We start from the raw sequence: 12,841 nt of genomic DNA on the forward strand, positions 1-12,841 counted from the left end.
CTTCCCACGGCTTTACACCACCGCATTTCCCGGCGTGTTCCGAAGGAGCCGGGCTACGCCCGGCGCCGCCTCAGGAACATGACGCCGCCGACCAGCGAAAGGCCCATGACCAGGCCCGTTGACACGAGGGAGAGTGCCACCGCGGCGTCGATCGGGAGCCCGAACCGGCGAAAGAAGAATGCGAACACGGCTTCACGGACGCCGAACCCGTTGATGGAGAGCGGCGCCATCTGGACAGCCAGGCTCACCGGTATCAGCACAGCCCCCAGGAAGATTGGCAGCGGAACGGCCAACCCTTGTGCAGTCAGCAAATAGAAGGCCACAATCGTGATCTGCACCACGAGCGCACCGCCAAACGCGCCGAGCAGCGCCGAAGGCGCTGCTCTGAAGCGAATCAGGGCATCTTCGAGCCGCTGGGTCCGTTCATCGACCCACGGCCGCTTCAGCGCGCGCAGCGGCGCCAGTGCGTGGGTCGACAGTTTTGGCATCCCGATTACAGGAATCGACAGCGCCGCTCCGGCCGCGGTGATGATGAAGAGCCACCTGGCGCCGGGGATGTGGACGCCGGCCAGCGATGCGGCGAAGGCGCCCGCGGCGGCGACGAGGACCAGCGCCGTGAGACCGAGCGCACGATCGACCAGGACCACGGTGGTGGCCAGCGTCTTCGAGCCGGCCGCGCCTGCGGTGTCGGCGATGCGGACGAAGTCACCGCCGATGTTGCTGGGCAGGAAGTTGTTGAAGAACAGGCTCACCCAGATCGATTCGGTGAGCGTGCGGGAGGCGACGTCGATGTGCTGGGCGCGCAGCAGGCGATGCCAGCGCCACACCGACACGGATTGCATGAACGTGAAAGCGGCAAGCGCCAGCAGGATCCATGCGGGGTTCATTCCCCGCACGCGCTCCCAGAGCGCAGCGAGGTCAATCGAACGCAGCACGAAATACAGGAGCGCTGCGCTCACGATGAGGCGGACGAGGATCTTCAGCATCCCTCTCCATCCTAACTGCATTAGGCTCAGTTAGATATAATGACTCGTGCGCATCCTGATGCTCGCGCCCGAGCCGTTTTTCGAGCCGCGCGGGACCCCGTTCAGCGAATACCATCGCATCAAGACCCTCGGCGAGCTTGGCCATCATGTTGACCTGGTGACCTACCCGATTGGCCGCGACGTCGAGCTGCCGAACCTGCGCATCTTTCGGTCGCTGCGTCCGCCCTTTGTCAGCAAGGTCCGCATCGGACCGTCGTTCACGAAGCTCGTGCTCGACGGGCTGATGCTGTTCACCGTGCTGCGGCGCGTGATGTCGGGGCGCTACGACGCCATTCATTCACACGAAGAGATGGGGCTGGTTGGGGTATGGCTTGCCCGGTGGCTGGGCATCCCGCATCTCTACGACATGCACTCCAGCCTGCCGCAGCAGCTCAGTAACTTCAAATACAGCCAGTCTGGCGCGCTGCATCGGCTGTTCACCTGGGCTGAAGACCAGATGGTGCACAAGTCGCAGGTCGTCATTACGATTTGCCAGGAACTGCAGGACACCGTCACCGAGATGGGTGTTGGCGAACGCGCGCTGCTGATCGAGAACGTGATGGGCGGCGATGTCGACGAGCGGCCGAGCACGTCGCCCGCCGAGGTGCGGGCCACCTGGGGGATTGCCGCGCAGGCGCCACTGGCGCTCTACACCGGAACGTTCGAGGCCTACCAGGGGGTGGACCTGCTGATCGACGCCGCGGCGATCATCGCCGGCCGGCGTCCCGATGCACGCGTGCTCGTGGTGGGCGGCGAGCCGGCGCAGGTCGAGGCCGCGCGGGCCGCGGCCGCCGCGCGAGGGGCGTCGGGCGTGATGGTCTTCACCGGCCAGCAGCCGGCCAGGGAGATTCCGGGATTCGTGCAGGCGTCGGACTTGCTGGTGTCGCCGCGCATCCGCGGCACCAACACGCCGCTCAAGATCTATTCGTACTTGCGATCCGGCAAGCCGATCGTGGCGACGAACCTGCTGACCCACACGCAAGTGCTGACCCCGGCCATCGCCAGGCTCGTGGCGCCCGAAGCGCAGCCGTTCGCGGACGCCGTCATCGAGCTGATCGACCAGCCCGAGCAACGCGCGCGGCTGTCGGCGGCGGCCCGCGTCGTCGCGCAGGAAAAGTACAGCCGCGAGTCGTACGTGCGCCGGACGGCGCAAGCGTATGAACGGCTGGTGTCCAAGTCTCAGTCGGCCAATCACCCATCGCAATCGGTCGACCGGCCATCGGTCGACCACAAGATGGCCCGCCCGTGAAAGTCCTGGTCACTGGCGCCACGGGCTTCACCGGCGGCTACCTCGCCTCCTTGCTGGTTTCGCGTGGCGACGAGGTGAGCGCCCTGGTGCGGCCGAAGAGCCGCGCGAAGTTTGATCGGTCGCTGCTGGCGGCTTCCGGCGTGAAGGCCGCCGAGGGCGACCTCACCAATGCGGCATCCATGCGGCGCGCCGTCGAAGGGGTCGAGGTCGTGTATCACATCGCCGCGACCTATCGCGAAGCCGGCCAGCCGGACGCGGCCTACCGCGCGACCAACGTCGAGGGCACGCGCAACGTGCTGGAAGCCGCGCGCGGCGCCGGCGCCGGCCGCGTGGTGCACTGCAGCACCGGTGGCGTGCACGGCCACATCGCGCGCCCGCCGGCCAATGAGGATGCGCCGTTCAACCCCGGCGACGTCTACCAGGAAACCAAGCTCGAAGCGGAAACCCTGGCCCGCGAGTTTGGCCGCTCGACCGGGTTCGACGTGGTCGTGGCCCGGCCGATTGGCATTTACGGCCCCGGTGACCTGCGGTTCTTGAAGATGTTTCGCGGCCTGGCGCGCGGCCGCTTCCCGATGATCGGTGACGGGCAGGTGTTCTATCACCTCACCTACGTCGAGGATCTCGTCGAAGGGTTCCGCCTATGCGGCACCGTGCCCGCCGCCGCCGGACGCACCTACATTCTCGCGGGGCCGCGCTACACCACGCTCGAGGCGCTGGTGGGCCTGGTCGCGAAAGAGCTGAACGTCGCGCCGCCGCGCCGGCACCTGCCGGTGTGGCCGTTCTGGACCGCGGGCCTGCTGTGCGAAATGGTGTGCGTGCCGCTGCGCCTCGAACCGCCGATCTTCCGCCGGCGCGTCGATTTCTACACGAAGAGCCGTGCCTTCGACACCACGCGCGCGAAGACCGAGCTGGGCTTCGCGCCGACAGTCGATCTCGAGGAGGGCATCCATCGCACGGCGGCCTGGTATCGGAGCGAGGGATTGCTGTGACGCCCACCTTCGCCAAGGCTTCCACCTCCGCCAAGGCTTCGGCGGACAGGTCGGCGGGCAAGCGCCTGAACATCGTTCACATTTGCGACCACCTCGGCTGGGAAGGCTCGCGCATGCACGGCGTCAAGCGCCTGTTTGCGTGGATGATCCCGCGGTTCGACGCGACCAGGTTCAACGTCTCGCTGATCAGCCTGCGCAAGAAGGACCTGTCGGCCGACACGCTCGAGGAATTCGGCATCGACGTGACCTACCTGGCGCGGCACAAGTTCGACCCCGCGACGTTCACGGCACTGCTGAAGGTGTTGCGCGAGAAGAAGGCCGACCTCGTGCACCTGCACGGCTACGGCGCCACGACGTTCGGCCGCCTGTGCGCGTGGCGCCTGGGCATTCCCGCGATCCTGCACGAGCACGCCAACCACGGTGACACGCCGTGGTTCCAGAAGGTGGCCGACCGGATCCTGGCGCCGCACACCGACCTGGCGATCGCGGTGTCGGAATCGACCGGCGAGTTCACGACGCGCGCGCGGCTGATGCCGGCCGAGCGCACCAAGGTGGTGTACCTCGGCGCGCCGCTCGACGAGTTTGCACGACCGCGCAGCGCCGGCGAGATCGGCGCGGCGAAGCAGGCCCTGGGGATCGCGCCCGGCACCGTCGCCCTCGGCACGATCACGCGGTTGATGCCGTCCAAGGGCAATCAGTATCTGATCGAGGCGGCGCCCATGGTGCTCGCCAAGCACCCGGACGTGCGGTTCTTTATCGTCGGCGAAGGTGAGCTGCAGCCTGAACTCGAAGCGCAGGCGAAGGCGCTCGGCCTGGGCGACAAGCTGGTGTTTGCCGGGTTCACCCGTGACGTCGGCGCGGCGCTGTCGGCCCTCGACATGGTGGTGTTTCCGTCGTTGTGGGAAGGCACGCCGCTGACCGTGTTCGAGGCGCTGGCGATGGGCAAGCCGATCGTGGCGACCGATGCCGACGGGCTGCTGGACGTGTTGACCGATCGCAAGGACGCGCTCATCGTGCCCAAGGCCAACGCCGGCCGGCTGGCCGATGCCATCTGCGAACTGCTGGAGCATCCCGAGGTGGCGGCCAGCCTCGCCGCCGAATCGCGCAAGACCGGCGCCCGCTATGACATTGCCGCGTTCGTCCGCAAGATGGAGCGGCTGTACGTGATCTTGCACGAAACCTCGCGCCGGACGCGCCGGGCGGGTATCCTGCAGGCGGACTTGAGCTTCCTTACCACCGAACGATGACCGCCTTCAATGTGGCGTCCGGCTTTAGCCGGACCGGCGACCGATGACACTCGACCACGGCGTCGCCGCGCGTTTGCAGGGACGGAGCCTGGCCTGGCGGCTGGGCGCCAGCAGCACGGCCGCGATCGCGGTCGTCCTGCTGACGTGGGCGCTCACGGTCGATTTCGTGAAGGCATCGAACGGCGGCTTCTTCGGCGATGCCGCGACTTACTACACCCTGGGCCACAGCCTCGCCACCGATCTCGACTTCGAGTACCGGCGCGACGATCTCGCGCGCGTCTGGAAAGAATACCGGACCGGACCCGAGGGCCTGTTTCTCAAGCGCGGCCAGGACGGCCGCTTGTTCTACGCCAAGGCCTACATCTATCCGTTGATTGCGGCCCCGTTCATCCGGGCCTTCGGGACCAATGGCTTCCTGGTCTTGCACGCGATCCTGATGACCCTGTGTTTCCTGTGCGCCTATTCGTTCTTGTGCGCGCGCAGTCATCCGGTGAGTGCGCTCGTGTTCGCGTGCGCCTTCTTGTTCGTGTCGCTGGTGCCCATCTACATGGTGCAGCTGGCCCCCGACTTCTTCATCTTCGCCATCGTCCTGCTGGGTTATTACTTCTGGTGCTACAAGGAAGTGGCCGGGCCGATCGCTGAGGTCCAGCTCGGCTCGTGGCGGACCCGCTGGCTGCTGGGGCCTCGGTCGGATGTGATCGCGGCCGTCCTGCTGGGAATTGGCGCGTTCGCGAAGCCGACCAACGTCCTGCTGATTGCGCCGTTGCTGGTCTCGGCCGCGCTTCGGGGCCAGTGGTCGCGGGCGATGAAGATCGCGGGCACCTTCGGCGTGGTGGTGGTCGCGTTGTTCGCGCTCAACACCGCGGTCACCGGTGAGTGGAATTACCAGGGTGGCGAACGCAAGACCTTTTACAGTCGCGACGGCGCGGACTTCAAGGGCGGCTTCCCGTACCAGGACGAGACGAAGGACTTCGCCACGGTGGGGCTCGGTCGGGTGGGCGGTGGTTCGTTTGACGTGCTCTTCACGCGCGACGCGCTGCTGGAAGTGTTCCGGCGCAATCTCGCCTACTTCGTGATCGGCCGTCACACCGGCTTTGCCATTTACTGCTTCCCGGGCCTGATGGCCATCCTCCTGTTCCTGGCGGCGACGCGGGATCGCGCCATGTGGCAGTGGCTGACCCTCGGCGCCGGCGTCGGCACCGCGGTCGCGTTGCTGTTGTACATGCCGTTCACCTGGTCGGGCGGCGGCGGACCGGTCGGCAATCGTTATTTCCTTGGCACCTACGGCGTGTTCCTGTTCCTGGTCCCGCCCCTGCAAACGGCGGTCGGCGGCCTGGTGACATTGGCGATCAGCGGGCTCTTTGTCATGCGGATTGTGTCCAATCCGTTTTACGCCTCGACGCATCCATCGGAGCACAGCAAGTCGGGACTGTTCCGCCGGCTGCCGACGGAACTGACGATGGTGAACGACTTGCCGGTGAACGTGCAGCCGGACCGGACCCGGCAACCACTCGGCGGCACCCCGCCCGTGTTGGCCTATTTCATCGACGACAGCATTTACAACCGCGAGGGCGACGCCTTTTGGGTGAAGGGCGAATCGAGCGCCGACATCCTGCTGCGCGCGCCGATTGCGCCAGAGACCCAGGCCGCCGGCGTTCAGGAGGCGCGCTCGCTGCGCATCGAGAAGCTGACTGTCATTCTCGAGAGCGGGCCGCGGCCGAACCGCGTGACGATCGATACCGGTACCGGCCGCCGTACCGTCGACATGGCCGCCAGCTCACAACAGGTGCTCGAAGTGGACATGCCCCGCGGCGTGCCCTACAAATATCACCCCGATTTCCCGACGAACTACGTCTATAGCGTCTCGATTGCATCGGCGTCCGGCTTCGTGCCGATGTTCGAATCCGGCTCGGGCGACAGCCGCTTCCTGGGCGTGATGGTCCGGCTCATTCCGACTTACGGGGACGCCCGGTAATGGCTACGATTGCGGTGGTCACGTCGAGCCCGCCGTTCGCCGAGGGAGGTCATCTCGTGATGGCGCGCGAGCTGGTGCGCGCGCTGCAGGAGGAAGGCCATCACGCCGGCCTGGTGGTGACGCCGCAAAACCGGTTCGGCCGCCAGGGCAGCGCCTATCTTGCGGCGTGGTGCACCGATGTCCAGCTGGCGCACGAGGAGCGCCCGGTCGATCAGGTGATCAGCCTGCGGTTCCCCGGCTATGCCGTGCGGCACCCCAATCACGTCCTGTGGCTCAACCACCGGATGCGCGAGTACTACGACCTGTGGGAGCAGTTCAGTTCGCGCCTGTCGTGGAAGGGCAAGATCAAGGAGCGGACGCGGCGGGCGATCATCCATCGCGTCGACCATCACTTGCTCGGCAAGATGAAGCGGCGGTTCGTGATCTCCGGCACGGTGCAGTCGCGCTTGCGCCGCTTCGGCGGCATCTCGTCCGACGTGCTGTACCCGCCGCCGCCGAAGCGTGACTACCGCCATGACCTCTACGGTGACTACCTGTTCGGCGTCTCGCGCCTGTCGCCGCTCAAGCGCTTCGACCTGGTCCTGCACGCGCTCGCCGAACCGATGGCGGCCAGCATCAAGTGCGTGATCGCCGGCGAGGGCGCCGAGATCGAGGCGCTCATGCGGCTGCGCAGCCACCTCGAACTGGAGCATCGCGTCCAGTTCGTCGGCCGGCTCGATGAAGCGGGCCTGATCCACCACCTGGCGCGATGCCGCGCGGTGATCTTTCCGCCCTATAACGAGGACTACGGGTTCGTGACCGTGGAGGCCTACATGTGCGGCAAGCCGGTGATCACCTGCACCGACAGCGGCGGCCCCGCGGAACTGGTGCGCGATGGCGAGACCGGCTACGTCACGCCACCCACGCCCGAGGCGCTGGCGCTGGCCATGCGGCGGGTCATGGATGACCGCAACCTCGCCGCCCGGATGGGCGAGGCGGGCCACGCCGTCGCGAAACAGATGACGTGGTCAGGGGCCATTCAGAAGCTGCTGCTCTGACCCAAGCCCCAAACCCCAAGCCTGTTAAGATCGACCACGTTCATGAGCTACCGGTCTCCACTCGAAACGCGCCTCGCCAAGAAGGCCACCAAGGCGATCACCGACTTCAACCTGGTTGAAGACGGCGACCGCATCATGGTCGGGCTCTCGGGCGGCAAGGACAGCTGGGCGCTCATCCAGATCCTGGACGTGTTGCGGGTGCGCGCGCCGATCACGTTTTCGATTGTCGCCGTGAACGTCGATTCGGGCTACGAGGGCTACCAGCACAAGCAGGTGGCCGAAGCCTGCCGCGAGCGCGGCTGGGAGTTCCACAGCGAGCACACCAACATCGGCGCCGTGATGGACGACAAGCTCGACAACGACGACACGCCGTGCTCGATGTGCTCGCGATTGCGCCGCGGCGTGCTCCATCGGCTGGCGGCGCAAACCGGCGCCACCAAGATTGCGCTCGGCCATCACCTGGACGACTTCGTCGAAACCGCGCTGCTGAACCTGTTCTTTGCCGGGGCGCTGAAGGCGATGCCGGTAAGGATGGCCTCCGACCGCGGCCCGCACGTGGTGATTCGCCCGCTGGTCTATGTGACCGAAGCCGAGGCGGGCGCGTACTGCAAGGAAAGCCAGCTGCCCATCATCGGCTGCTGTTGTCCGGCGTGCGGCGACCTGAGCCTGCAGCGCCAGCGCGTCAAGCGGCTGATCGCGGAACTCGAGCGCGAACACCCCGCCGTCAAGAATTCGATGATCAAGGCGCTGGCCAACGTCATGCCGCGCTACCTGCTCGATCGCCGCCTCAACCCGGCCGCCGAGATCCGGAAGGCCATCGCCACCGAGCTCGAGGAGTTCGACGACGTGCCCGCGGACGTGCCGCTGATTCCGCTGATGCTGTCGCGGCCCGCCTTCGCCAGGACTACGGTGGGCACGCCCTCCCCAAGCTCCACGCCACAGGCCCTCAGTCTCGAACCTGTCAAACCGTGAGGGCCGTCGTCCAGCGAGTGACCTCCGCGTCAGTCACCGTCGGTGAACGGGTGACCGGCGAGATCGGGCCGGGCCTGCTCGTGCTGCTGGGCGTGGAGCAGGGCGATGGACCGGCGGATCTGCACTACGTCGCGTCCAAGGTCCGGGACCTCCGCATTTTTTCTGACGACGCCGGCAAGATGAACAAGTCGGTGCTCGACATCCAGGGCGGCGTGCTGGTGGTGTCGCAGTTCACGCTGTCGGGCGACGCCCGCAACGGCCGGCGTCCGTCGTTTGCGTCGGCGGCGCCGCCGCAGATTGCCCGCGCGCTCTACGAAGATGTCGTGCGAGAATTGAAAACCAGTGGGCTGCGCGTGGAGACCGGCGAGTTCCAGGCCATGATGCAGGTGTCGCTGATCAACGACGGCCCCGTGACCATTCTTCTCGATAGCAGGAAGTCTTTCTGACCCGATGACACGCACATTCGCCGCCACCCTTACGGCGCTGGCCCTGTTCACGACCTCCGCCGCCGCGCAACAGCGTCCGCTGCAGACCGAAGATCCGGAAACCATCGGCGCCGGCCGCATCATGTTCGAGGCCGGCATCGACTACGAGCGCGACGTCTACCTGCCCGTCTCGGGCCTGCGCGGCAACATGTTCACCGTGCCGCCGATGGGAATCAGCATCGGTGTCAGCTCGATCGCCGAGATCCAGATCGACGCCGGGCTGTACCAAAAACTCGACATCACCGAGCAGGTGCCGAACGCGCCGTTCTCGGCCTTGCTCGCCCTTGATGGCGACAGCACGTCCGACGTCGAAGACATCAACATCGGCGCCAAGATCCGGTTCCTGGCGGAAGGCGCCGGCCGGCCGTCGATGGCGGTGCGGTTCTCGACGCGCCTGCCCAACGCCAGCAACGAGTCTGGGCTCGGCAAGGACATGCAGGATTTCACGGTCGGCGTGCTGGTGGGCAAGACCATCCAGTCGATCCGGGTCGTCACCAACTTCGGCCTGTTGATCCTGGGCAACCCGACGCGCCAGGCGGCGCAGGACGATCTGCTCGTCTACAGCCTGTCGGTGGCGCGCGCCATCAGCCAGAATGCGGAGGTGGTCGGCGAGTTCGCCGGCCGCGCCAACTTCGCCAACATCGTCACGCCCGGCGCCGAAGACCGCGGCCTGCTGCGGTTCGGCACGCGTTACACCAAGAGCGGCGTCCGCCTGGACGCCGGCATCGTGCTGGGCCTGACCTCGCGCGACCCCGAGGTTGGCTTCACCGGTGGCCTGACCTGGGTCTTCAACGCGTTCCGGGTGCCCTGATGCTGGCAATCGCCAAAGCACACGCCTACGGCAACGATTTTCTGTTCGTGCCGGCGGAGCAGGTTGAAGGCCTCCGGCTCGACGAGCTGACGCGCCGCCTCTGCCATCGCCATTCCGGTCTCGGCGGCGACGGCGTGATCTACTACACGATTGCGCCGGACGGCACCGCGCGCATGCGGTTGATCAACACCGACGGCAGCCCGTCGGAGCTGTCGGGCAACGGCCTGCGCTGCCTGGCGGCGCTGGTCCTCTACCAACGGGAGGCGGCGGGGCTCCCGCCCCTCACGGAAGTGCGGGTCGACACCGATGCGGGCTGGAAGGCGCTGTCGCTCATCAGCCGGTCCGGCGGCCGTTACACGTTCCGCGCGGCCATGGGCCAGCCGCAGCGCGTGGCTGAAGAGACCCTCGAGGTCGCCGGCGAAACGCTCAAGGTGACGACGCTGGCGATTGGGAATCCGCAGTGCGTCGCCCTGGTGAAGGAACTGCCGGACCTGGTGCGGTTTCACCGGATGGGACCGGCGCTGGCCACGCATCCGCGTTTCACCGAGGGCACCAACGTCGAGTTCGCGGTGATCGAAGCGCCCGACCGCGTGCGCATCCTGATTTGGGAACGCGGGGTCGGCCCCACGCACGCCTCGGGCACTGGCGCGTGCGCGTCGGCGATTGCCGCCATCTCGCACGGCGGCGCCGCCCGTGACATCCAGGTGATTGCCCCCGGCGGCACGCAGCGCGTCGAGTGGACCGACGCCGGCATCTTCCTGACCGGCTGGGCCGAGGTGGTGATCGACGGGCACTGGGTGCCTTCGTATGCAGACCTTTCATGAGGCCGTCGGCGCCGTAGAATCCTATTCGCCGGCCGAAGAACAGTTCAATCGCCGTCGCCGCACCGCTGGGTTGTTCCTGGCGCCCGCGGTGTTCCTGGTCCTGCTGTTCGCGCCGCTCGGTGACATTCCGGTGGCGGCGCATCGCATGGCCGCGATCATGGGCCTCGTCGTCACGCTCTGGCTGACCGAGGCGCTGCCGCTCGCGGTCACGGCCATGCTGGGCCCCTGCGTCGCCGTGATGCTCGGCGTGACCAGCGGCCGCGCGGCGCTGGCGCCGTTCGCCGACCCCATCATCTTCCTCTTCATCGGCGGCTTCATGCTGGCGCAGGCGATGTTCGTGCACGGGGTCGATCGCCGCATCGCCTATGGCGCGCTGGCGATCAAGGGCGTCGGCGGCAGCGCCTTTCGCATCCTCCTCGTCTACGGCGCGGTGTGCACCGCGATGTCGATGTGGATCAGCAACACCGCCACCACGGCGATGATGTTCCCGATCGGCCTGTCGATCATTGCCCACCTGCACCGCACCGCCACCGACCAGCAGGCCGCGGTCCGGCGCTTTGCGCTGGGCATGATGCTGATGACGTCGTTCGGGCCGTCGATTGGCGGCATGGGCACGCCGGTGGGGACGCCGCCGAACCTGATCGGCATCGGCATGCTGGAGAAGATCGTCGGCGCGAAGATCTCGTTCTTCGCCTGGATGGCGATCGGCGTCCCCATCGTCACGGTGCTGTTCGGGTACCTCGTGCTGCAGTTCTATTGGACCTCGGCGCGGGGGTTGCGGGTGACCACCGACAGCACCGACCTGGTCTACGAGGAGCTGGCGCGGCTGGGCCCGATGACGACCGGGCAGCGGAATGTGCTGGTGGCGTTTGCGGTGACGGTGGCGCTGTGGATCGCGCCCGGCCTGTTCGCGATCGTGGGCGTGGACCAGACGCCGTTTGCCCGCGCCTATGCGGCGTCGATGCCGGAAGGCGTGGCCGCCATGGTCGGCGCGTTCCTGCTGTTCATCCTGCCGGTGGACTGGCGCGAGCGGCGATTCACGCTGACGTGGGACGAGGCGGTGAAAATCGACTGGGGCATCACGCTGCTCTACGGTGGCGGGCTGGCGCTTGGGGAGTTGACGTTTTCCACCGGCCTGGCGCAGGCCATGGGCGAGGGCATCACGAGCTGGCTGCCGGCGCAGTCGGCGTTCGCGCTGACCGTGCTCTTCACGGCTTCGGCCATCATCGTGTCTGAAGCGGCGTCAAACACGGCGTCGGCGAACATGATCATCCCGATCGCGATCGCGGTGTCGCAGGCGGCCGGGGTGCGGCCGATTGAACCGGTGCTGGGCGCTACGCTGGGCGCCAGCATGGGCTTCATGATGCCGGTATCAACGGCGCCGAATGCGATCGTCTACGGTTCGGGGTTCGTGCCGATTGGCCAGATGATGCGCCACGGCGTGATGCTCGACATTGTCGCGTTCGTCGTGATCATCGCGACGGTGATGACGCTCGGTCCGATCCTGTTCTGATCGCAGAAATCGCAGCGGGATTGGCCGCCGGTCGTGGCGAAAACCGCGATCCCAGGGCAGGCGCCCTAGTGCTTGCGGCGGACCGGCGCTGGCGGCTGGGGCGCGTCGATTTGCGCCAAAGCGGCCTGAAGTTCCTCGGCCACACCGGCCAGGGCCTTGCCCACGGCCGGGTAGTCTTCCTTCCCCAGCGCTGAGCGCGCTTCTTGCAATTTCTTTCCCGCCGCGTCGATAGCGGCCTGCGGCGCCTTGAGCGCGCGGGCCGGCGGCGCTGCCGCCTTCAGCCGGGCTTCGGCCGTGGCGAGCAACGTCGCGACCCGGGTGATGTCGCGTTCCGCGTCGCCGCGGGCGTTGGCGCGGCCTTCCACGGCGAGCTTCGCGGCATTCTGGGCGCGCTCGAAGCTGTCGATGGCGTGGCTCAAGGCCTGGCGATAGTCGCCACCGGCCACGGCCTCGTCGGACCGCTTGAGGGCGTCGACGGCGGCGGTGAGTTCGGTGGCGGCAAATCGATCGGCGCCGGCGGCGCGTGCCGCTTCGATGGCGCCCTGGGCCTGGTTCATTTCCTTGCTTGGGGGGTCGGCGCAACCGGCGGAGAGGATGAGGATGACAAGCGCCAGGCGGCGGGCCACACGAACCATGTCTCACGAGTATACGACAGCGACGCCGCGGAACCCGCGTGGGCCGGCGGCAGAACGCGCGTCAATCAGCTACCATGAA

12 protein-coding genes are annotated in these 12,841 nt (G+C 67.1%); 10 read left to right on the forward strand and 2 right to left on the reverse strand.

Annotated features, from left to right (window positions below; genetic code table 11):
• Window positions 1-53: 53 nt before the first annotated feature.
• Window positions 54-986 (reverse strand): lysylphosphatidylglycerol synthase transmembrane domain-containing protein, encoded by a 933-nt coding sequence (locus WC815_01595; protein MFA5907448.1) that lies wholly within the window; start codon window positions 984-986, stop codon window positions 54-56.
• 46 nt (window positions 987-1,032) lie between these two features.
• On the opposite strand from WC815_01595, the gene WC815_01600 reads away from it, so the two are divergent.
• The 10 genes from WC815_01600 to WC815_01645 are packed head-to-tail and all read left to right on the forward strand — an operon-like array spanning window position 1,033 to window position 12,127.
• Entirely contained in the window at window positions 1,033-2,274 is a 1,242-nt protein-coding gene (locus WC815_01600; protein ID MFA5907449.1) for a glycosyltransferase family 4 protein, read from the forward strand.
• Window positions 2,271-3,263 carry an NAD-dependent epimerase/dehydratase family protein gene (locus WC815_01605; GenBank protein ID MFA5907450.1) on the forward strand — a complete coding sequence of 331 codons (993 nt, stop codon included), beginning with the start codon at window positions 2,271-2,273 and terminating at the stop codon, window positions 3,261-3,263. Before WC815_01600 ends, WC815_01605 begins: the two co-directional genes overlap by 4 nt.
• Window positions 3,260-4,510: a glycosyltransferase family 4 protein gene (locus WC815_01610; GenBank protein MFA5907451.1), complete on the forward strand. Its 1,251-nt coding sequence runs from the start codon at window positions 3,260-3,262 to the stop codon at window positions 4,508-4,510. The genes WC815_01605 and WC815_01610 overlap by 4 nt, the downstream gene beginning before the upstream one ends.
• Before the next feature lie 43 nt (window positions 4,511-4,553).
• A complete protein-coding gene (locus tag WC815_01615; protein ID MFA5907452.1) occupies window positions 4,554-6,485 on the forward strand; it encodes a hypothetical protein in 1,932 nt (643 codons plus the stop codon).
• Window positions 6,485-7,522: a glycosyltransferase family 4 protein gene (locus tag WC815_01620; protein MFA5907453.1), complete on the forward strand. Its 1,038-nt coding sequence runs from the start codon at window positions 6,485-6,487 to the stop codon at window positions 7,520-7,522. Before WC815_01615 ends, WC815_01620 begins: the two co-directional genes overlap by 1 nt.
• Before the next feature lie 42 nt (window positions 7,523-7,564).
• Window positions 7,565-8,494, forward strand: coding sequence for a tRNA 2-thiocytidine(32) synthetase TtcA (gene ttcA, locus WC815_01625; GenBank protein MFA5907454.1), 930 nt, complete (start codon window positions 7,565-7,567; stop codon window positions 8,492-8,494).
• Window positions 8,491-8,940 carry a D-aminoacyl-tRNA deacylase gene (gene dtd / locus WC815_01630; GenBank protein ID MFA5907455.1) on the forward strand — a complete coding sequence of 150 codons (450 nt, stop codon included), beginning with the start codon at window positions 8,491-8,493 and terminating at the stop codon, window positions 8,938-8,940. The genes ttcA and dtd overlap by 4 nt, the downstream gene beginning before the upstream one ends.
• Window positions 8,941-8,944: 4 nt before the next feature.
• Complete coding sequence (locus tag WC815_01635) at window positions 8,945-9,790, forward strand: hypothetical protein (protein ID MFA5907456.1); 846 nt, start codon at window positions 8,945-8,947, stop codon at window positions 9,788-9,790.
• Window positions 9,790-10,614, forward strand: coding sequence for a diaminopimelate epimerase (dapF, locus tag WC815_01640; protein MFA5907457.1), 825 nt, complete (start codon window positions 9,790-9,792; stop codon window positions 10,612-10,614). Before WC815_01635 ends, dapF begins: the two co-directional genes overlap by 1 nt.
• On the forward strand, window positions 10,598-12,127 hold the full coding sequence (locus tag WC815_01645) for a DASS family sodium-coupled anion symporter (GenBank protein MFA5907458.1): 1,530 nt from the start codon (window positions 10,598-10,600) through the stop codon (window positions 12,125-12,127). Before dapF ends, WC815_01645 begins: the two co-directional genes overlap by 17 nt.
• A 65-nt stretch (window positions 12,128-12,192) precedes the next feature.
• Here the strand turns inward: WC815_01645 and WC815_01650 are convergent, their stop codons facing one another.
• The gene (locus tag WC815_01650) at window positions 12,193-12,762 is read right to left on the reverse strand and encodes a DUF4398 domain-containing protein (GenBank protein ID MFA5907459.1); all 570 of its coding nucleotides are present in this window, start codon (window positions 12,760-12,762) and stop codon (window positions 12,193-12,195) included.
• Window positions 12,763-12,841: the final 79 nt, after the last annotated feature.

It is taken from the genome of Vicinamibacterales bacterium (genome assembly GCA_041659285.1).
Lineage (GTDB): Bacteria > Acidobacteriota > Vicinamibacteria > Vicinamibacterales > UBA2999 > 12-FULL-67-14b.